This window comes from Haloferax sp. S1W (assembly GCF_044593955.1).
Lineage (GTDB): Archaea > Halobacteriota > Halobacteria > Halobacteriales > Haloferacaceae > Haloferax.
On the sequence record NZ_CP172595.1, the window covers coordinates 219,816 to 239,926 of the forward strand.

Genomic DNA, 20,111 nt, shown 5'->3' on the forward strand with positions numbered 1-20,111 from the left:
CCCGGCTAATTGTCCTTCGCTCTCGGCAGTCGCTGACTCTGGCGTCCGCCGGACAGTCAGGAATCGAGCCCGACGGCCTTTTCTCCCACGCCCGCGTCCGATTCGCCGATGGGCCGCCGCGACTTCGACCTCGACGCCAGATTCGACGAGTGGGCCGAGTACTACCTCGGAAACGGACCGAGTCTTGTCGTCTTTCTCGTCCTCACGGGGTCGGCGTTCCTCGTCGGCGTGAGTTTTTACGTCCACTCGGAACCCTCGTTTGCCGACCTGCCGACGTTTCTGTACCCACTCTTTGGTGACTCACCGACTGCGCTCGCGTTGCTGACGCTCTCGGCCGCGACGTTGCTTCCGAACCTCGGGCGGCCGGTTTCGGAGGCACGAGTCAACCGCCCGCTCGCGTATCTCCACACGCTCGCGTTCGTCTGGCTGGTGAAGTACGGTATCTGGACGTTCGTCGCCCTCAACCTCCGACCGGACCTCTACGTCGGTTTTTCGGGCGCTGCGCTCTGGGATTATTGGGGTATCATGCTCACCCACCTCGGGTTCCTCGTCGGCGCGTATCTCGTCCCGCGGTACGGCGCGACGACGCGGGGCGCGCTCGCGTTCGCCCTCGGACTCGCCCTCGTTAACGACGTGTTCGACTACGGGTTCGGATACTACCCGCCGTTGCGATACGATGCGGGCCTCTTGCTGGCGGGTATCACCGTGGCGCTGTCGTTCGTCGCAGTCGCACTCGCCGCTCGCGCCTTCGACCGCCTGCCCCGTTCGGCGAGCGGACAGCCCCGCATGTCGAATGACTAACCGAAAGACCGCGGTCGATTGTCTATGAGAAGGGCTTTTCCCCACCCACGGACTATGGTCGGATAATGGACTCCGCGGTACTGCTCGATTTACTCGGGAACGAAAATCGGCGCCGGATTCTCCGGTTGCTCTCGCACAAACCGTGCTACGTCACCGAGATTAGCGAGTACCTCGGCGTCAGTCCGAAGGCGGTCATCGACCACCTCCGGAAGTTAGAGGATGCGGGACTCATCGAGTCTCGGACCGACGACCAGCGGCGGAAGTACTTTCACATCTCACGGAATCTCCGCCTGGAGGTCAACGTCTCGCGGTACGGCTTCGGTGCCAAGAGCGCCTATCCGCCGAGTCCGAGCCTCGATATGGCCGGTCGGTGCCCGCATGTTTCGCTCGAACTCGAGAACACCGACACGGACGATATCGCCGAACTCGCGCGTGAACTCGGGGAGCTAGAGGACCTCGACAGCGAACTCTCGCTCGCCCAGCGCTGGGTGCAGGGCAAGCAGACCGAGGTGTTAGACCGCATCAACGAGCGCCTCGGGGTCGATGCCGACAGCCGATTCTACGCGGAGGTTCTCGCCGCACTCGCTAACGGGTCGGACTCGGTCGACAGCGTGGCGAGAGACGTTAACGCCGACCCCCAAGCAGTGGATACCGCGCTCCATCACCTCGCCGACAACGGTCTCGTCACGTACGACGGAAACGGGTGGGAAATCTCCTAACTACAGGTCGCGCCGAGTCGCCGAGTAGATGTCGCGAGTGGCTCAGATGTCGCGGGTGAGGCCGTCGCGCAGGTCGCGCCCGAAGTAGTGTCCGACCAGCCCTGCGAGACCACCGGTCGCTGCGCCCACGCCTGCGATTGCGACACCGTAGTCCGCGAGCAACTGCACCGCGAACGGCGCAAAGACCGAAACCAGCGTCGAGAGGACGAACGCGAGACCCGCGGCGAGAGCACCCGCGAGGCCGACTTCGACGTACCGACGTTTCGACCCGACGAGGCCCAGCAGGAACCCAGCGGCGGCGATGCCGACGAACCGGCCGATGAAGCCGACGATTGGGATGGCACCGCCGACGACGAGACCACCGATAGAGAGCACGAGCGCGAGCAGGAACGTCCGCGCGGAAAAGAGGCGACCGAGGCGACCCGGTGTTTTCTCGGCCGACTGGTTGGTCGGCGACGAGTCGTCCTCACCGAGGTCGAGACCGGAGAGGATGTCGCTCGTGGACCGCTCAGACTCGCGTTGGTCTGACCGTTGCATACGTGTCAGGACGGCCGGGACGCTGATGGCTCTTGTGCCGAGTGTGCTGTTCGGCCGAAAACTGGCGTTACCGAGTTGTCGCGGCTGCAGTCCCGTCAGTTCCGGCCGAGGATGATGTACAGGAGAATGCCAAGGATTGGGGCGAGAAAGACGACGATAGCCCAGAGGAACGCCGGGTGACCGCTGTTCCGCCGCGCATCGCTGTACGTCCACACGGCTAACCCAATCGTCACGAGGAAGACGAGGAAGAACACCGCACCCGCGCCACCGCCTGATTGGAGGAGTATGCTGGAGGGCATACGTTAGCCGACGAACGTCCGTGTGAAATGGCTTTTGGCTGCCATGTGTGGTCTGTTGTTGTCTTCTCACACACTCCCTTGCAGTCCCACTTCAGCTACTACAATTGCAGTACCATTCCAGCTACTGTACCGAGAGACGAGCGGTAGCGAGTCTCTCGGCCTTTTCCCTCCAGGTTTTTGCCGAAGGGGTGGCAAGGCCACCCCTTCGGTAAAAAGGTGGGTTTGAAGTCTGACCCCGCGGTATCCCGCGATATGAACGCAGGGGACCTCGTCCGCGTCACCCGCGCGGGCGTCACGAACGAAGGCGTCCTGATGCCCTCCTCGACCGAGGAGTACCTCGTCATCAAGCTCGACGGCGGGTACAACATCGGCATCGCGCGCGAGGACGCAGACGTAGACGTACTCGAAACCGACGTGTACGACATCGAAGACGCACAGACCGACAGCGACGGCACCTCCGAAATCGAGTTCGACGAGGACCTCCCGACCATCTCACTCATCTCGACCGGGGGGACCATCGCGTCGACCGTCGACTACCGAACTGGTGCGGTGACCGCGCAGTTCGACGCCGAAGACGTGCTGCGTGCCGTCCCCGACCTTGCAGGCCGGGCCAACTACCGTGGCCGCGTCGTCGCCAACATCCTCTCGGAGAACATGACGACCGACGTGTGGGTCGACCTCGCCGAGGCCGTCGTCGAGGAAATCGAAGCGGGCGCAGACGGTGTCGTCATCATGCACGGCACCGACACGATGCAGTTCTCCGCGTCGGCGCTGGCATTCATGGTCGACACACCCGTTCCCATCGTCTTCACGGGCAGCCAGCGCTCGGCGGACCGCCCCTCTTCGGACAACGTGATGAACGCGGTCTGTGCCGTCGAGGCCGCGAAAGGCGACGCCGCGGAGGTCATGATTTGTATGCACGCTTCCGAGTCGGACGACGCGTGCGCTCTCCACGAGGGGACGCGCGTCCGCAAGAACCACACCTCGCGGCGCGACGCCTTCCAGACCATCGGCGCGAAGCCGCTCGGTGAGGTCGATTACGAGAGCGAGGAAATCACGTTCCGCCGGGACTACACGCCGCGGGGCGAGGCCGACCTCGCGCTCCACGCGGACCTCGACGAGAACGTCGAACTCGTGAAGTTTACGCCGGGGATGGACCCCGCCGCACTGGACTACCTCGACGGGAAGTCCGGTCTCGTCATCGAGGGGACGGGCCTCGGGCACATTCACACCGACCTCATCCCGCGTATCGAGGAACTCGTCGAAGACGGCACCGTCGTCGCGATGACCTCGCAGTGTCTCGAAGGCCGCGTCTGCGACCGGGTGTACGACACCGGCCGTGACCTGCTCGACGCGGGCGTCGTCGAAGCCGGTGACACCCTCCCCGGAACGGCGAAGGTGAAGCTCATGTGGGCGCTCGAAAACCTCGCGGACCCGGCGGAGTCGATGGGCCGAAATATCGCCGGAGAGCTGACAGAGCGCTCCGTGCCGTGGGAGTAACCTGATGGAGATACGCCCCGCTCGACCCGAGGATTACGACGCGGTTGCGGCGTTCACCCGCGACACGTGGGCCGACCGCGGCGGCTCGGACTACATTCCCCACATCTACCACGAGTGGATTGCCCCCGACGACCCCACACAGGCGACGCTTCTCGTCGATATGGGAGACGAGACGCCCTCCGACGACGTTGCGGCCATCGCACAGATGGTCATGCTCTCGGAGTACGAGGGGTGGGCACAAGGGATGCGCGTCGCACCGGAGTACCGCGAGCAAGGGATTGCGACGAAGCTCACGCACGCCCTGTTCGACTGGGCGCGCGAGCAAGGCGCACAGCGAGTGCGGAACATGATTCACTCGTGGAACGTCCCGAGTCTCGCGAACGCCCGGCACGTCGGGTTCGACCCCGGCGTGGAGTTCCGGTGGGCGATGCCGGAACCGGACGCGGATGCGACCCCGGACTACCACGTCGGCGACGACGCGAACGCTGCGTGGGCGCTCTGGACGGGCAGCGAGATGCGGACTGCGCTTTCCGGTCTCGCGCTCGACGCCGACGAGTCGTGGGCGCTCTCGGAGTTGACTCGGGAACAACTCCACGAGGCAGCCGACGACGACCGCCTCTTTGTCGTCTCTGACGACCGAGCCACGGGATTCACCCTCCGAGTTCGGACGTACACGCGTGAACCCGAAGACGGAGCAGAAGTGACGTGGGCAGAGTACGCTGTCGCCGCGTGGACCGACGCCGACGCGTGCCGCGCCGTGATGGACGCGGTTCGCCGGGACGCCGCGGCAGTCGGTGCCGACCGGACGCGCGTGCTCATCCCCGAGTCGCTCCGGTGGCTCTCGGACGTATCACTCGCCCGGAGCGACCTCGCGGAAGAACCGACGTTCGTGATGGAAGCCGACCTCTCCTGAGGCGGCGCACCGTCTCGCCGTCACAACCACGTGACCCCTTCGAGTTGGTATCTCACACCGCCGAGTTCGGAGTCCATCAGTTCGAGGTGCCACCCGTGGAGGTCGGCGATTCGATAGGCGATGGCGATATCTAATCGCTCGTAATCGACGCCGAGCAGACTGTCTACGGGGAGCTGGTCGCGCTCAGTGGCCGACAGACGCGGCCCGTCGTCGTCGATGTAGAGCCCGCGTTCGGTCGTCCCGACGAGGATGTTCGACGCGGATGGCGCACCGTGGTTCCGAGCGTTGCTGTGGGTCAGAAGCGACCGGCAAAGCAGCCCAAAGAGGTGGATATCGGCAGAGAGAATCCCGTCACCGACGACTCGGAGCGACGTGTCACCCGTCTCGATATCGGCCCACGATTGTTCGACCGTGGTTCGGAACTCGACGGGGCCGAATTCGATGTTCACCACTGTCTCCGGAACCGAGCGGCTCTCTTCGACGATGCTGTCGATGTGAGAGAGCGTCTCGGAGAGCGACGCGGCGTCCGCACCGTCCTTCGCGACGAGTCGGGCGGCCGTCTCGATTGCTTCCGAAAGCGGCTCTTCGAGTTCCGACGAGAGATAGTTGATGAGCATCGCAAGATGGTGGTTTTTCTCGTTTACCTGAAGCTCCATGAGGCGTCGGTCGGTGATGTCGAGATGTATCAAGAGGACGAATCGCCCGTGTCTGGGCGTATCGAAGGGAATCCCTCGGAGCAGAAACCATCGATACTCCGTAGGCGAGTGACAGGGATACTCGACCGAAAGCAGGTCTCGCTCACCGGCGATGAGTGCCCGAATCCCGTCGGCGACGACGCGCGCAGTCTCGTCGGTATCGCGGACCGCATCGCACACGTCGAGATAGTTGACTCCGAGCGAATCGTTCGACCCGACGTAGTCGTTCGCGTCGGCGAACGTCCGCCACGCTCGATTCGTGTAGACGATATCGCCGTGTGCGTCTAGGATTGCGACTTCTGTCGGAAGCTCGTCGAAGGCACGTTCGATGAGCGATACCTCTTCCATGTTTGATACTGTCTGTCAAACATCTTTGCCCTTTCTCCCGGTAAACAGTCGGGAATACGGGACAGTCTGCCAATTCACGCGCCGCTCACCAGTCGTGAAAACGAGAAATTGAGAGCCCGATAATGCGGCTAGTCCGACGCGACGACAGGCCGCTTACGCCCGTTTCCCTCTGACTCCACCATCGCAAGAACGTCGTCGAAGAAGTCGAGTGTGTCGTTCGGGCCGGGGTGTGCTTCGGGGTGGTACTGACGCGTGATGACGTTCAGTTCGTCGCTCGCGAGACCTTCTGCAGTGTCGTCGTTGACGTTGAGTTGGGTGACGGTGAGGTGCTCGCCGGGGTCGGCGACAGTGTAGCCGTGGTTCTGGGTCGTCATGACGACGCGGCCCGTCTCAATGTCGCGGACCGGCTGGTTCACGCCGCGGTGACCGAAGGCCATCTTCTCGGTGGTGCCGCCGAGCGCGCTGGCGATGATTTGCTGGCCGAGGCAGATACCCGCCATCGGAACGTCGCCCGTGAAGGCGTCGACGAGTTCGTGAGTCGGCTCGTAGTTCTCGGGGTCGCCGGGACCGTTCGAGATGAACAGGATGTCCGTGTCGAGTGCTTTGACATCCTCGGGCGACGCGTCGTACGGGAGGACGTGGACCGTCGCGCCGCGCTGGACGAGCGAGTCGACGATAGACTGCTTGGCACCGCAGTCGATGAGGGTGACGGTGGTGTCGCCGTCGCCCTCGTAGGTGGTCGGCTCGGGCGTCGTGACCTGCGCGCCGATTTCGGTGTGCTCGCTCATGCCCTTGCACTTGGCCAGTTCTTCTTTCGCGGCTTCGGGCGTCGCGTCGTCGCCGACTGCGATACCGACTTTCATCGCGCCCTCTTCGCGAATCGACGTGACGAGGTCACGCGTGTCGAGGTGGTCGACCGCCGGAACGTCCTCTTCGGCGAGCCACTCGACGACTTCCTCGGTGAATTCGCGGGCGACGGCGGCGCGCGGATGAATCCGGTCGGATTCGAATCGCTCCGCTCGGACGCCGTAGTTCCCGATGAGGGGGTACGAGAAGGTGAGGACCTGCTCTTCGTAGGATGGGTCAGTTAAGCTCTCTTCGTACCCGGTGTATGCAGTCGTGAACACCAGTTCACCACGTGTACGTCCCGGAACGCGACCACGCGCTTCGACCACGCGGCCATCTTCCAGGGCCAAATAGGCGTCCGACATTACGAGATACGAACGGAATCCGGGTGCATAAGTGTTGCTTTCGAAGCCGAGTTACGAAATTCGTAATCGGTAAGTCGCTGGGGCGGACAGGAGGGGTATGGACGAGTTGGATAGGCGAATCCTCGACATCCTCCGACGGGACGCACGAACCCCGAACACGGAGATTGCGGCCGAAGTCGGAACGTCCGAGGGGACGGTTCGAAACCGTGTCGAGCGACTCGTCGAAGAAGGCGTCATCGAGCGATTCACCATCTCGACCCGCACGGGGAACCTGAAGGCGATGATAGAGGTGACCGTCGCGGTGGACGTTGACACCCACAGCGTCTCCGGGCGGATGGCCGAGTGGAAGGACGTCGACTTCGTCTGGCAGGTCTCCGGCGAAGAGGACATCGTCCTCGTGGTCGACGCCGCCGACACGCGCGCAGTGAACGAACTCATCACGCGGGCGCGCGAGCACGACGACGTAAAGAGTACGAAGACGCGCCTCATTCTCGACGAGCGGTTGGGTTAGCGTCACCCGTATCCACCGCCCGGCCTCGCCGCTTCGCATCGAAGCTTAGTTGTCCCCCGACATCAACGGACGTGACATGAGCGACGCTCAGGGCACTCAAGCCACGGAACTCCACAAGAACGCCGAACAAGACGTTATCGCCGTCGACTCCGACGATAACGCCGAGGGAACGGTCAACCGCCTCGAAGCCCACACGGGCGACGGCATCCGCCACCGGGCCTTCACGTGTCTCGTGTTCAACGAAGCGGGTCAGCTCCTCCTCGCCCAGCGCGCGCCGAACAAGCGCTTGTGGGACACCCACTGGGACGGCACCGTCGCTTCCCACCCCGTCGAGGGCCAGACGCAGGAAGAAGCGACCGAAGAGCGCCTCGAAGAGGAACTCGGCATCACGCCCGACCAGTACTCCGACCTGCGCGTGACGGACAAGTTCGAGTACAAGCGCTACTACGGCAACTCCGGTCTCGAATGGGAGGTCTGTGCCGTCCTCAAGGTCACGCTCGAAGACACTTCGCTCGACCCCGACGAAGACGAGATTGCAGGCATGCTCTGGGTGGACTACGAGCACCTCTACGACCACCCCAAGTGGTACCGTCAACTGCGTCTCTGTCCGTGGTTCGAAATCGCGATGCGTCGTGACTTCGAGTAAGCTCTCGCTCGCCGCATCCGTCCGCGACGAGATTCTTTCGCACGCCCGCGACGGGGCCGTCCGTGACCCTCCAGAAGAAGTCTGTGGCGTCCTCGTCGGTGACCGAACCACCGACTCTGTCTCCGCTTCGCTCCCCGTTTCGAATGTGGCCGACGAGCCACGCGTCGCCTACGAACTCGACCCCGCAGAGACGGTCGCCGCATTCGACGAGGCCGAAGACGCGGGCGACGAAGTCGTCGGCTTCTATCACTCACACCCCGATTCTGCGCCGGTTCCAAGCGCGACCGACCGAGAACAGGCGTCGTGGCCGGGGTACGTCTACAGGCGGAGCAGGCCGAGTGCCTCGGGGTCTCGCAAATCGCTCTGCGATTTGCTGGATACAGGAAATCTTCGATTTCCCTTGACTTGACCCCGAGGGTGAAGGCCGTACGCTCCGCTAAACGTGTTCCGTGCGCTCGATATACTGCTCAATCGTGTCGGTCGAAACATCTCCCGCCGTTTCGACGTAATACGATTCCTCCCAAAATCCGCCACCCCACAGATACTCTTCCAAGAACGGTTCGTGCTGTTCCCACATCTCTCGCGCCGTGATGCTCTTGACCGTTCGCACGATCTCGCTTGGTGCGTGTTTCGGATGGGCTGAAAGGAACAGGTGTACGTGGTCGGGCGAAATGTGGAGCGACAGTATCTCGTATCCGTACTTGTCGCACACGTCGCGGAAACTCGCTTTCAGCGAATCCTCGATTGGTTCCAGTATCGCGTGTCGGTACTTCGGGCACCACACGAAGTGGTAGTTGACGTTGTACACCGTGTGATTCGACCGCTTCTCACCCATATCCACACCACAACACCAATACAACTAAGTATATCCTTTGGATATACTCTTGTATGTCGAACCGCTTTGAAATCGACGGCGAGGAAGTTCTCGATGGTGAGGTCAAACCGTTCGGGAACAGTGCCCACGTCACCGTCCCTAAACGCTGGCGTGGGGCTGACGTGAAAGTCGTCCGAACCTCAGAACCCACCGAACAGGACGAAGAATGACCGACTCACAGGCTCTCGTCAAGACTCTGGACTTCCAACTCGACATCCAGAGTGACAACGAGGGTCTGTTGTACGACGCCACCCTCGAAGCCCGCTCGGTGTACAACGAAACCATTCGACTCGCCAAAGAAGGCGTGGACTGGGACGTGATTCCTGACCGCGTGGCCGACGACGCTAATCTCGTGAAAAACACGACTCAGCGCGTCGTTGCGAAGGCACTCGGAGCGATGGAGAACTACTACGAGTACGAGGACTTCGGCCAGCCGAACCACACCAAGGACGGCGCGTACCCGCTTCGTGCGAACTACGAGGAAGGGTACAACCTGTCACTCACCGACGATGGCGACGTGGCGTTCCGAATCAGCGCGAAGCCCTACAAGCACATCAAGGGCGTCCTCGAAGGGAGTGACACTCATCTCGGTATTCTCAAGACCGCACTCGAAAGTGACGAGTGGAAGATTGGGACGGCGGAAGCCCTGTTCCACAACGAGAATGCCGAGTTGCACGTCAACGTCACCAACACCGAACAGACCGTTCGAGACAAGCAGGACTCGCAGACGGTCGTCGGCGTGGACGTGAACGAGGACAACGTTGCCTTGACCGCACTCTCAGCGGATAGTGTCGAAGATACGTTGGTCATCGACTTCCCCGAGATTAAGTTCAAGCGTCACCGCTACTTCACGATGAGGAAGCGCGTCCAGAACGCGGGGAAAGACAGTACCCACGACACGCTCGAAGGGCGCGAAGAACGGTTTGTCCGCGACCGACTCCACAAGGTATCTCGGCACATCGTGGAGTGGAGCCAGCAGTTCGAGAAGCCGTGTATCGTCTTTGAAGACCTCAAAGAGATGCGCGACAGTATCGACTACGGTACGCGGATGAACCGACGTTTGCACCACCTCCCGTTCCGCGCCCTTCAGTTCTATACGTCGTACAAGGCCGCTTTCGAGGAAATCCCGACCGCGTGGATTAACCCCGAATACACGAGTCAACGGTGCCCGATGTGCGGGCATACGGAACGAGCGAACCGTCACAAGAAGCGGTTCAAGTGCAAGGACTGTGGGCATCAAGACCACAGCGACCGTGGTGCAAGCGTCAATATCGCCATGAAAGGAGTGAAGAAACTCGATTGGAATGTGCCTGCTCTCAACAGCCTTCCCGTTGTTCGGAAGGTGCGACGTTCACAAGAGCAGAGCTCTTGTGCAGCCCGCAAAGTCACAGAGTGACTTTGAGACGGCAGGCATCGGGGGCCGTGGACGCCCCGACCGTGACCCAACCGACCGTTCGAGGCTATCAGGCCGATGGTCGAGTGGGAGTGTCCGACTAATCCACGGGAAGCCTCGGGGTCGTACGGAAATCAAAGATTTCCGTGATGTCATCAGATTCCACAGGAATCTGATTGCAAGCGGGAAATCGTAGATGTCCCGCAATGACGAGAGACGAAGTCTCTCGAACCACTTGACCCCGAGGCGGTTCACCTCATCTGCACTCCGGACGGGCGACTCACCGCTCACGAGTGGACCGGCGACGACTTCCGCGAACTCGATATCGCTATCGAGTGACTTCCAACGTCCTATTCGGCTGTTTTCGGTGAGAATAACCCGGCCGAGTTCTCACGGTCCCCCATGGAACCCGACATCTACGACGACCTCGACGGACAGGTCGCCCTCGTCACGGGCGCGAACCGAGGTATCGGCCGCCAAATCGCCGAGAACCTCCGCGACCTCGGCGCGACGGTCTACGCCGGGTCCCGAAGCGTCACGAACGAGACGCCCGAGGGGACAGAGCGCGTCCTCCTCGACGTGACCCAAGAGGGCGACATCGAGGACGTCGTCGATGGCATCTTCGCCGACCAGGGGAAACTCGACATCCTCGTCAACAACGCCGGTATCGGCGATTCCGAAGGCGACATCGTCGCCGAGCCGACCACACAAATCGACAAAACGCTTGCTGTGAATCTCCGCGGGCCGATGCTCATGTGCAAACACGCCGTTCCCCTCCTCCTCCAGAGCGACGCCGGGCGCGTCGTCAACGTCTCCTCTGGCATGGGCGCGCTCGAAGAGGGGCAATCCGGTGGCTCTCCTGCCTATCGAATTTCGAAGACCGGCCTCAACGGCCTCACCGTCTATCTCGACGGGGAGTACGGTGACGACGGACTCATCGCGAACTCGGTTTGTCCCGGTTGGGTCCGAACCGACATGGGTGGCGAGGAAGCCTCGCGGCCTGTCGAAACGGGGGCGGAGACGCCGACGTGGCTTGCGAGATTCGAAGCGGGGAGTCCGTCGGGCAAATTCTGGCGGGATAAGGAGATTATCGACTGGTAGGAAGCCGAATCGTTTTCGCTCCCATTCGTGTTAGGCAGACAAGACTTATACCGGACTCGCAGCGACCAGATTCCATGGACCTGCGAAAGCACGTGGATATCCTGCTGTTCCCGCCGCTTGGTGTCGCCAGTGGAGTGGGTGTCCTCTTGGTACCACTGCATTGGGCAGGCCCGATTGTATTGTACGCGATGCTCGGGGTTGCCGGTGGTCTCGCGGTGGTTGCGACGGGCGTTCTCGACCACTCACTCAGACGAGGCGTCGCCAACGTCCTCTCCGCCGCTCTCGGTGCTTTCGGGTTGTTCGTGTTCCTCCTCGCACTTCCCGGTGACTGACCCTCACGCCACCCCCACCGCAATCGACAGGAGTGTCGTGTCGGTGTTCATACGAACGTGTTCTGTCAAATTGTTATATATTTGACTGCATTCTGATTTACGTCACTCCACCACTCTGCTTCTCAAACTCCTCGTATTCTTCCCCGTCCAGAATCTCGCGCAGGTGCTCCACGGCCCGAAATACGTCCTCGAAGCCGACGTAGGACGGAATCGGTGCGATACGAATGACGTTCGGTTGGCGGAAGTCCACGACCACACCGCGCTCCTTGAGCGCGAGGCTGATACGGTACGCTTCGGGGTGTTCGACCGCGACGTGGCCGCCGCGGGCCGCCGGGTCGCGGGGGGTGCCGACCTCGCAGTCGGGCAGTTTCTCGTCTACGAGGTCGATGAGGAAGTCGGTAAGGGCGAGTGACTTCTCGCGGAGCGCGGCCACGCCCCCGGCGTCTTCGACGATATCGAGCGCGCCGTCGAGGGGTGCGGTCGAGAGAATCGGAATCGTCCCGGTCTGGAACGCGGCGGCGGAGTGTTCGGGCTCGTAGGTCAGCGCCATGTCAAACTGCGTCTCCTTGTCGTTACCCCACCACCCGGCGAGTGCGGGTGTCACACCGAAGTGCCGTTCGTTGACGTAGAGACCCGAAATCGCACCGGGGCCAGCGTTGAGATACTTGTAGTTGCACCAGACGGCGAAATCGACACCCGCGTCGGAGAGTTCGTGGGGGACCGCACCAATCGAGTGCGCGAGGTCGAATCCGGCCAGCGCGCCCGCGTTGTGGGCCGCTTCGGTGATGGTCTCGATGTCGAACAACTGGCCGCTCCGATAGAGGACGGAGGGGAGAAACACCATCCCCACGTCGTCGTCGATGGCGTCGAGCACGTCTTCGGTCTCGATAGTCCGGCCGTCGCGACTCTCGACGACTCGGAGGGCTTCGTCAGGGTCGCGGCCGTGCTGGCGGAGTTGCGCCCGAATCGCGTAGTGGTCGGTCGGGAAGTCGAGGTCGTCGACGACGATTTTCTCGCCGCGGGCGGGGTCGTAGAAGGTGCCGACGAGCGTGTGGATGTTGACCGTCGTGGAGTTGGCGACGACCACTTCGTCCGGTTTCGCACCGACGAGCGAGGCGAGGCGCGCGCCGAGTCGCTCGCCGTAGCTGAACCACTCGGGGTCGGAATCGGTCCACCCACGGATGGCGAGTTCGCGCCACTCGTCGACAGCGTGTTCGAGGGCGGCTTCGGCGTCTTTCGAGAGCAACCCGAGCGAGTTGCCGTCCATGTACAGGTCGCCATCGGGGATGTAAAACCGGTCGCGGAGGTCGGAAAGCGGGTCGGTCGCGTCCATCTCGCGAGCGTCTTCGACGGAGATTGGGCCGCTGTCACTCATACCCATGGATACGCCCGTTTCCGAGAAGTAGATTCGCAGGCCATACGGCGAGACATACTCCTCGGGGTGGATAATCTGAACGCGTCCCGCGGTTGTCAGTTACTCGACGGCTCCGCCAGCCAATCGTTCGTAGGCGTCCCATGCGGGGTCGGCGTTCGGGTGTTCGACGCGCTCGCCATCTACGACGACGCCATCGCCCTCGACGACAGTCCCCGCCACGCCAACCGGTGTTCCGCGGGCGTTGAGCGCGGCGAGTACGTCGTCGGTGACCGACGGGTCGGTGGCGATGACGAGCGTTCCCGCGGTTGTCGAGTGCCACGGGTCGATATCGAGGTAGTCGCAGACTTCCCGCACGCCCGGTCTGATGGGGATACTCGACGCGTCAATCTCCAGTTGTACGCTGGCGCTCTTTGCAATCTCGTTGAGCGCACCGTAGAGTCCGCCTTCGGTAGCGTCGTGCATCGCGTGGACGTTGCGGCCACCGGCGGCTGAGACGGTCATAGCGTCACGAACGCCGTCAGTCTCGTCTAGTCTGGCCTGTGCGGTGGCGAGGAGGTCGGGGTCGAAGTCGCCGAAGCCTTCCGGAAAGAGCGTCGTCAGCAGTCCAGTCGTCTCGACGGCCGGACCTTTGGTCACGAGCACGTCGTCGCCGGGGCGCGCTCCGTCCGGGCGAATCAAATCGTCGTGGTCGCCGACGGCGAGGGCGGTGGCACCGCCGACCCACGGGTACGAACAGTCCGAATAGCGGGCGGTGTGGCCGGTGACGATACTCACGCCGAGGTCTTCGGCCTCGTCGTGCATCGCCGTCCAGAGTTCGGCGAACTGGTCGTCGGTCATCTCCGGTGGGAGGGTAAAGGAAATGGCGAGGTGTGAGGGGTCGAGACCGGAGACGGCGACATCCGACAGGACGATATCGAGTGCGAAGCGCCCTGCGCGGTCGAATCCGAGCGCCGGGAGGACAGAGATTGGGTCGGTCGCGAGCGCGACGGCGGTGCCGCCGATGTCGAGCACCCCGAAGTCGACGCCGTGTTTCGGGCCGAGCGTCACGTCGTCTCGGGATGCACCGAGATGCGGATAGATGTACTCGGTGAAGAAGTCGCGGTCGACCTTTCCGAGGTCGGTCATAGTCGCGCTCGGCGGCGCGTGAGTAAGAACGTACTCATCCCGAGTTCCGCACGACCGATGACACCCTGTGTCGGGACACGACGGACGTCGCCCCGTGTCGGGACACGACTGACGTCGCCCCGTGTCGGGACACGACCGGCATCGACTCGCGTCGGGACACGGCCGACCCCGATTCCCGTCTCCGCTCCGTGGAAAGGTGGGACGGTCCCCCGTCCCTGCTCATGAAGAAGGACGCGGAGACGGTACGAAGGGATAAGACACTCCCACCACCGGACTGCTCCCGCGTCAATTTCCAGTCTTTGCCGGACATACAAGAACCTCGCTAAGTCCTCTCGGTGGACCTATATAGGAGAATCGAGGATGCGACGAATTTCGCCCCTTTTGTCTGGCGATATCGTCAGCGCACCCGCGGAACGACCGGCAGCAACGCGGCACGCCGTCGGTGCCAACCGATTCAGATAGGGCGATGGCCTGCTTCGTCGGGCGTGTTGTTGGGCGTCCACCACGCGTCGTCGAGGTGTTCGACCAGTGCGCGACCGACCGCGACAGGTTCCTCGTGGTGGACCCAGTGTGTCGCCTCTTCGAACATCTTGAGGTGGCTGTCGGCACAGTACGTGAGGCTCTCTCTGGCCATCTTCGAACGCAGGAAGTGGTCTCGCCTCCCCCAGACGACGAGGGTTGGGGCGTCGACCTGTGTCGCCCGTGGTTTCGGCCGACTGCGCACCACCGCTCGGTACCAGTTGACCATCGACTCATACGCGCCGGGAACGGCCCACGCCTTTCTGTAGTATTCGAGGTCAGTCGGTGAGAACGTCCCCGGGAGCGAAGAGTCACAGAGCGTCCGCTCGAGAAGCGCGTAGTCGCCGAGCTGTGCGAGCAGTTCGGGAATCTTCGGGAGTTGGAAGAACAGCCCGTACCAACTCTTGAGTTGCTGTACCGGGTCGCGCCGAAGACGTCGGGCAAAGACCGTCGGGTGCGGTAGATTCACCACCGTGAGTGAGTGGACTCGCTCGCGGTGGTGAAGAGCGACCCACCACGCGACGGCACCGCCCCAATCGTGGCCGACGACGTGGGCGCGTTCTTTGCCCAGTGCTTTAATGAGGCCCACGACGTCGCTGGCGAGTTCGTCGATGTGGTAGTCGTCGACGCTCGGCGGGTGGTCGCTGAGATTATACCCTCGCTGGTCGGGGACGACGACCCGATACCCCGCCTCGGTCAAAGGGCGGAGATAATCCGTCCACGCGTACCAGCACTCCGGAAAGCCGTGTAGTAGCACGACCAAATCACCATCTTCGGGTCCCGCCTCTACGACGTAGAGCGTGACATCACCAACATCGACGTACCGCCCAGTCGCTTCCACTGGGAGGTCTACATCCTCGTACGACAGACCCGGTTCCCTCGACATGATACTCGCTACGGGGTGTATGAACAAAATTACCGCGGGGATTGTGAACGCCTAACGAGGAATTCGAGGTGACACCGACGTGGCGGTCGGTAGTCAGTTGGACCCGAACAGACGCTCGCGGAGACTCCGCTTGCGCGACCGTTCGGCGAGTCTGATGCGGTCTGCCTCGCTTTCGGGATTCGCAAGCGGCACAACTTTCCTCGGCATCGCCCTCGTTTGGGAGCGAGAGGAGCGGGGACGTTCGTTTAGTTCGACCATCAAATAGCGACGACCCACGCACGATAGTCGTCTTCGCGCCCGTAGACCGACTGGAACACCTCGTCGACGAACCCGGCGAGACGGTTCGCATCGGAGCGTGCGGTGATACGAACATTGGTCCCTTCGGCTTCTTCGGGGCTTTCTAACTGGTCGATGCGGAACTCGGGGAACGACGAGAGCAGGTCCTTCAGGCGGTCGAGTTCGTCGTCGGTCACGTCCATGTTGAACGTCCGGTCCGAGAACTGAATCCACGGGCCGGGAGCGTCCTCGCCGTCGAGTTCTGGGTCGCGGTCCGCTTCGATAGTCAGGAAGGCGCTGCCGCGGTTTCTGTGTGCGGCCACCGCGTCGGCGAAGAGCTTCCGGCGTTCGCGGGGCGTCTCGGCCTCGAATCGGGTCATAGACGTGGGTTCTTCGGCTCGATACAAAAACCGCCCGCGTCGCGTCGGCGACCGAGGGAGGAGTCGGCCGTGCCAGAAGCAGAAGGCGACCGTGACAGGCTCAGAAGAAGGCGACGACGACGCCGAGCGCGACAGCGCTGATTGCGAGCAAGTGCGCGGCGAGGACGAAAACGGGGGTGATTCCAGCCTCGCGCATCGCTCTGGCACGGATGCCAAGTCCCAGTCCGGCGAATGCGAGTGCGAACAGGACGTTGCTCGCGGTGTCGAGCGCGGCGAGCGTCTCTCCCGAGAAGAAGCCGAGGTTTGCCGCCGCAGCGACGAGGCCGAATCCGACGAGGAACCGCGGGACGCCTTCCGCCGCGGCGACGAGGCCGTCTGGTTTTCCATCGGCATAGCGCAGGGCGTACCAGAGTGCGACGGCCCCGAGCATCGAATTGCGCGCTAGTTTCGTCACGGTCGCCCACTGCCCCGCCACGTCCGAGTGCGCGAACCCGGCGGCGGTGACTGGTCCCGTACTGAACATGCTTAGCCCGGCCCAGATACCGAACTGTCGCCCGGAGAGCGGTAACAGTCCGCCGAGAATGGGGAACACCGCGAGCGTGATGGCGTCGAACAGCAGGACGGCCGCGACGGCGTGGGTGAGTGATTCCCCGTCCGCGTCGATGGTACCGGCGATTGCCGTCACCGCGGAGACGCCGCAGACGCTCGCACCAGCGGCGAGTAGCGACCCCATTTCGTCGGCGAGGCCGAAGATGCGCCCCGAGAGTACTTCGACGAAAGCGACGCCCGAAACGACTGTCAGGACGACCACTCCGACGAGCGCGGGCCCGGACGCCACGAGTTCGTCGAGAGCGATTCGCGCGCCGAGGAGGACGATACCGGCTTCCAGCAGTGACTTCCGCATTCGGACGCCGGGGATGGCCCAGTCGGGGACGCCGACCGAGTTGGCGACGAGCGCCCCGAGTGCGACCCCGAGCAAGAGCGCATTGACGCCGGGAACGATGTCGGCGAGCAGGGTCGCACAGACAGTTACGACAGCAACGAGTCCCAGACCGGGGAGCAGTTTGCGGACGTGTCCGCCGGATTCTGTCTTCACTGTCGCCACCGACCGGCAGCGAGTTCGAGAGGGTTGGCGTCGAACAGTGAGTCGCGCATCGAGTGAGGTGATGTGACCCGCGCCGTTGAACGTGTCGCTCCCCTCCACGAATCGTGCGTCGCACTGTCGCAGAACTGGGTACGTATCTTCAACACTATATGCTCTGACCGGGTGGTGGACGATATGGGAAAGCGCATCCTCCTGCTCGGTGCTCCCGGCGCCGGGAAGGGCACACAGTCGAAGCGACTCGCCGAGGAGTTCGACGTTGAACACGTCACCACGGGTGACGCACTCCGCGCGAACAAGGACATGGAGACGGAATACGGGACGCCCCGCTCGTTCATGGAGAAGGGCGAACTCGTCCCCGACGCCGTCGTCAACGAAATCGTCAAGGCGGCGCTCGAAGACGCCGACGGCTACGTCCTCGACGGCTATCCGCGCAACCTCTCGCAGGCCGAGTACCTCACCGAGATTACGGACCTCGATGCCGTCATCTATCTGGAAGTCGCCGAAGACGAACTCGTCGAGCGACTCACCGGTCGCCGCGTCTGTTCCGAGTGCGGCACCAACTTCCACGTGAAGTTCAACCAGCCCGAAGAAGAGGGCGTGTGTGACGAGTGTGGTGGCGAACTCATCCAGCGCGACGACGACACCGAAGAGACCGTCCGCGAGCGCCTCTCGGTCTTCGACGAGAACACGGCACCCGTCATCGAGCACTACCGCGACGAGGGCGTCCTCGTCGAAATCGACGGTGAGCAGACGCCGGACGAAGTCTTCGAGGACATCGCGGCTGTCGTCGACGACGCGTAAGCACCCACTTCGACCGTCTTTTTCGGCCTGTTGGCGCGGCGAGAGACATGTACAGCCCGTCTACGGCCGTTTCGGTGAGCCGGATGACTTGTGCGCGCTCACGCCCACAGAGTAAAAGCTTGATAACGGCCGATTGCCAACGGGTCCGTAATGGCACGAATCGAATCGAAGGTGCGCGAGCTCGTCGGCTCAGACGCCGACATGCGCACCGCCGTCGAAGTCGTCCTCGAGAGGGCGGACGACGGCGAAGTCGAGTGGGCGGATGTCCGCGACGAGCTTACGAGCGGTCAGTGGGGCCGCCTCATCGAGAAGGGGATTCTCGTCGATGGCGACAAAGGATTCCGACTGGCGGACGCCGCAGCAGCGCGCGCCGGTCTCGAAGAGAACACGTCTGCAACGAGTACGACCTCGTCGACGTCGACGCCGTCTATCGACACCGGCGACTCTTCGTGGTCGAAGTACGACAAGGGTGCGGCCGTCGTGACCGTCGGCCTGTTCCTCGGATACTCGGTCTCCGAAGTCCGAAACATCATCGGCGGAGTCATGGACCTCGCCCTCGGCCCGCTGGCCGAGATGCTCCCGTTCTACGCCGTCGTGATGGTACTCGCGCTCGCAACTGGTCTCTACTCCACGCTCCTGCAGGCGAACCTGATGGACATGGAGAAGATGGGCATGTACCAAGAGCGGATGAAGGACATCCAACAGCGGCAGAAGGACGCCCGCGAGCGCGGTGACGACGCGGCGCTCGAAAAGATTCAAGAAGAGCAGATGGAAGCCATGGGTGACCAGATGGGCATGTTCAAAGAGCAGTTCCGCCCGATGGTCTGGATTATGTTCCTCACCATCCCGGTGTTCCTCTGGATGTACTGGGCCATCGGTGTCGGTGGGAACGCGGAGGCGCACATCCCTGTCGAACAGATTGTGCTGCCGCTTGTCGGGGCTGTCGATTGGACGACAGGCGTCCTCGGACCCATGCAGGCGTGGATTGTCTGGTACTTCCTCTGTTCGATGGGCTTCACCCAGATTATCCGCAAGGCGCTCAACATCGACATGACGCCGTCGTCCGCCTGACGGACGCACTCGTTTTTCTTCTCTTCTCCACTCCGCTCCGCTCGGGCGTGAGAAGCCCCCACAGGGGTCGTCGCCAACGATAACCTCTTTTAGGTGACCCGCCCGAGCATGGATATGTTACTGACCGTCTCCGGTCCACCGGGCAGCGGAAAGAGTACGACCGCCGCCGCACTCGCCGAGGCGTTCGACCTCGAACACATAAGCGGTGGAGACATCTTCCGCGAACTCGCGGCCGAACGCGACATGTCGGCCGTCGAGTTCAACAAACTCGCCGAGGAAGACGACCAAATCGACCGCGACCTCGACCGCCGTCTCCGCGACATCGCACTGGAGCGCGACGACGTGTTACTCGAATCCCGTCTCGCAGGCTGGCTTGCAGGCGACGCCGCCGACCTTCGATTCTGGCTCGACGCACCGGTCGACGTTCGTGCCGAGCGCATCGCCGACCGCGAGGACAAGGATGCGGGCACCGCCCGCGAAGAGACCGTCACCCGCGAAAAGAGCGAAGCACTCCGCTACGAGGAGTACTACGACATCGACATCACCGACCTCTCTATCTACGACGTGGCGCTCAACACGGCCCGGTGGGGTCCCAAAGAGGTGACGGCCATCTGCACCGCGGTCGTCGACTCGTACGACCCGGAACTGGACGAAGGAAAGTACCCCGTCGAAGGCATCCGGTACGACTTCTAA

At 62.7% G+C, this 20,111-nt stretch carries 23 protein-coding genes and 2 pseudogenes; 15 read left to right on the top strand and 10 right to left on the bottom strand.

Annotation, left to right across the window (positions count from 1 at the left end; genetic code table 11):
- Positions 1-108 precede the first annotated feature (108 nt).
- A complete protein-coding gene (locus ACH9L7_RS01135) occupies positions 109-801 on the top strand; it encodes a DUF1405 domain-containing protein (protein WP_396611921.1) in 693 nt (230 codons plus the stop codon).
- Positions 802-866: 65 nt separating this feature from the next.
- Positions 867-1,520 carry a metalloregulator ArsR/SmtB family transcription factor gene (locus tag ACH9L7_RS01140; protein WP_396611922.1) on the top strand — a complete coding sequence of 218 codons (654 nt, stop codon included), beginning with the start codon at positions 867-869 and terminating at the stop codon, positions 1,518-1,520.
- Between the two features lie 42 nt (positions 1,521-1,562).
- Here ACH9L7_RS01140 and ACH9L7_RS01145 read toward each other — a convergent pair whose 3' ends face one another.
- The gene (locus tag ACH9L7_RS01145) at positions 1,563-2,057 is read right to left on the bottom strand and encodes a hypothetical protein (protein WP_396611923.1); all 495 of its coding nucleotides are present in this window, start codon (positions 2,055-2,057) and stop codon (positions 1,563-1,565) included.
- A 95-nt stretch (positions 2,058-2,152) separates the two neighbouring features.
- Positions 2,153-2,356 (bottom strand): PLDc N-terminal domain-containing protein, encoded by a 204-nt coding sequence (locus tag ACH9L7_RS01150; RefSeq protein ID WP_396611924.1) that lies wholly within the window; start codon positions 2,354-2,356, stop codon positions 2,153-2,155.
- A gap of 252 nt (positions 2,357-2,608) precedes the next feature.
- Between ACH9L7_RS01150 and gatD the strand changes: the two genes are divergently transcribed.
- Both gatD and ACH9L7_RS01160 read left to right on the top strand, forming a co-directional pair.
- Positions 2,609-3,856: a Glu-tRNA(Gln) amidotransferase subunit GatD gene (gene gatD / locus ACH9L7_RS01155; protein ID WP_396611925.1), complete on the top strand. Its 1,248-nt coding sequence runs from the start codon at positions 2,609-2,611 to the stop codon at positions 3,854-3,856.
- Positions 3,857-3,860: 4 nt separating this feature from the next.
- The gene (locus ACH9L7_RS01160; protein ID WP_396611926.1) at positions 3,861-4,769 is read left to right on the top strand and encodes a GNAT family N-acetyltransferase; all 909 of its coding nucleotides are present in this window, start codon (positions 3,861-3,863) and stop codon (positions 4,767-4,769) included.
- Positions 4,770-4,789: 20 nt separating this feature from the next.
- Here ACH9L7_RS01160 and ACH9L7_RS01165 read toward each other — a convergent pair whose 3' ends face one another.
- Positions 4,790-5,812: a PAS domain-containing protein gene (locus ACH9L7_RS01165; protein WP_396611927.1), complete on the bottom strand. Its 1,023-nt coding sequence runs from the start codon at positions 5,810-5,812 to the stop codon at positions 4,790-4,792.
- A 128-nt stretch (positions 5,813-5,940) separates the two neighbouring features.
- Complete coding sequence (gene carA / locus ACH9L7_RS01170; RefSeq protein WP_396611928.1) at positions 5,941-7,023, bottom strand: glutamine-hydrolyzing carbamoyl-phosphate synthase small subunit; 1,083 nt, start codon at positions 7,021-7,023, stop codon at positions 5,941-5,943.
- 97 nt (positions 7,024-7,120) lie between these two features.
- Between carA and ACH9L7_RS01175 the strand changes: the two genes are divergently transcribed.
- The 3 genes from ACH9L7_RS01175 (at position 7,121) to ACH9L7_RS01185 (ending at position 8,589) form a co-directional block, all read left to right on the top strand.
- On the top strand, positions 7,121-7,534 hold the full coding sequence (locus ACH9L7_RS01175) for an Lrp/AsnC family transcriptional regulator (protein WP_396611929.1): 414 nt from the start codon (positions 7,121-7,123) through the stop codon (positions 7,532-7,534).
- A 76-nt stretch (positions 7,535-7,610) separates the two neighbouring features.
- Positions 7,611-8,180 carry an NUDIX domain-containing protein gene (locus ACH9L7_RS01180; protein ID WP_396611930.1) on the top strand — a complete coding sequence of 190 codons (570 nt, stop codon included), beginning with the start codon at positions 7,611-7,613 and terminating at the stop codon, positions 8,178-8,180.
- Positions 8,167-8,589 carry a desampylase gene (locus ACH9L7_RS01185; RefSeq protein WP_396611931.1) on the top strand — a complete coding sequence of 141 codons (423 nt, stop codon included), beginning with the start codon at positions 8,167-8,169 and terminating at the stop codon, positions 8,587-8,589. The genes ACH9L7_RS01180 and ACH9L7_RS01185 overlap by 14 nt, the downstream gene beginning before the upstream one ends.
- Before the next feature lie 27 nt (positions 8,590-8,616).
- On the opposite strand, the gene tnpA is transcribed toward ACH9L7_RS01185, so the two are convergent.
- Positions 8,617-9,015 (bottom strand): IS200/IS605 family transposase, encoded by a 399-nt coding sequence (gene tnpA, locus ACH9L7_RS01190; protein WP_396611932.1) that lies wholly within the window; start codon positions 9,013-9,015, stop codon positions 8,617-8,619.
- Between the two features lie 53 nt (positions 9,016-9,068).
- On the opposite strand from tnpA, the gene ACH9L7_RS01195 reads away from it, so the two are divergent.
- The 5 genes and pseudogenes from ACH9L7_RS01195 (at position 9,069) to ACH9L7_RS01215 (ending at position 11,880) form a co-directional block, all read left to right on the top strand.
- Positions 9,069-9,224, top strand: coding sequence for a DUF2080 family transposase-associated protein (locus ACH9L7_RS01195; RefSeq protein ID WP_004056662.1), 156 nt, complete (start codon positions 9,069-9,071; stop codon positions 9,222-9,224).
- Positions 9,221-10,551 (top strand): annotated as a pseudogene (locus tag ACH9L7_RS01200) (RNA-guided endonuclease InsQ/TnpB family protein). The gene ACH9L7_RS01195 and the pseudogene ACH9L7_RS01200 overlap by 4 nt, the downstream one beginning before the upstream one ends.
- A gap of 136 nt (positions 10,552-10,687) precedes the next feature.
- Positions 10,688-10,786: pseudogene (locus tag ACH9L7_RS01205) on the top strand (peptidase); the annotation flags it as partial.
- Positions 10,787-10,849: 63 nt separating this feature from the next.
- Positions 10,850-11,548 (top strand): SDR family NAD(P)-dependent oxidoreductase, encoded by a 699-nt coding sequence (locus ACH9L7_RS01210; RefSeq protein WP_396611933.1) that lies wholly within the window; start codon positions 10,850-10,852, stop codon positions 11,546-11,548.
- A 74-nt stretch (positions 11,549-11,622) separates the two neighbouring features.
- Positions 11,623-11,880, top strand: coding sequence for a hypothetical protein (locus ACH9L7_RS01215; protein ID WP_396611934.1), 258 nt, complete (start codon positions 11,623-11,625; stop codon positions 11,878-11,880).
- Positions 11,881-11,977: 97 nt separating this feature from the next.
- On the opposite strand, the gene kynU is transcribed toward ACH9L7_RS01215, so the two are convergent.
- The 5 genes from kynU to ACH9L7_RS01240 form a co-directional block, all read right to left on the bottom strand.
- Positions 11,978-13,255, bottom strand: coding sequence for a kynureninase (gene kynU / locus ACH9L7_RS01220; protein WP_396611935.1), 1,278 nt, complete (start codon positions 13,253-13,255; stop codon positions 11,978-11,980).
- Between the two features lie 99 nt (positions 13,256-13,354).
- Positions 13,355-14,380 (bottom strand): AIR synthase family protein, encoded by a 1,026-nt coding sequence (locus tag ACH9L7_RS01225; protein WP_396611936.1) that lies wholly within the window; start codon positions 14,378-14,380, stop codon positions 13,355-13,357.
- Positions 14,381-14,834: 454 nt separating this feature from the next.
- Complete coding sequence (locus ACH9L7_RS01230) at positions 14,835-15,785, bottom strand: alpha/beta fold hydrolase (RefSeq protein WP_396611937.1); 951 nt, start codon at positions 15,783-15,785, stop codon at positions 14,835-14,837.
- 257 nt (positions 15,786-16,042) lie between these two features.
- Positions 16,043-16,441: a hypothetical protein gene (locus ACH9L7_RS01235; protein ID WP_396611938.1), complete on the bottom strand. Its 399-nt coding sequence runs from the start codon at positions 16,439-16,441 to the stop codon at positions 16,043-16,045.
- A 100-nt stretch (positions 16,442-16,541) separates the two neighbouring features.
- Complete coding sequence (locus ACH9L7_RS01240; protein WP_396613309.1) at positions 16,542-17,537, bottom strand: YeiH family protein; 996 nt, start codon at positions 17,535-17,537, stop codon at positions 16,542-16,544.
- A gap of 183 nt (positions 17,538-17,720) precedes the next feature.
- Between ACH9L7_RS01240 and ACH9L7_RS01245 the strand changes: the two genes are divergently transcribed.
- The 3 genes from ACH9L7_RS01245 to cmk all read left to right on the top strand — a co-directional run bounded on the left by ACH9L7_RS01245 (position 17,721) and on the right by cmk (position 20,111).
- The gene (locus ACH9L7_RS01245) at positions 17,721-18,347 is read left to right on the top strand and encodes an adenylate kinase (RefSeq protein WP_396611939.1); all 627 of its coding nucleotides are present in this window, start codon (positions 17,721-17,723) and stop codon (positions 18,345-18,347) included.
- A 150-nt stretch (positions 18,348-18,497) separates the two neighbouring features.
- Positions 18,498-19,418: a DUF106 domain-containing protein gene (locus ACH9L7_RS01250; protein ID WP_396611940.1), complete on the top strand. Its 921-nt coding sequence runs from the start codon at positions 18,498-18,500 to the stop codon at positions 19,416-19,418.
- Positions 19,419-19,532: 114 nt separating this feature from the next.
- Entirely contained in the window at positions 19,533-20,111 is a 579-nt protein-coding gene (cmk, locus tag ACH9L7_RS01255) for a (d)CMP kinase (protein WP_396613310.1), read from the top strand.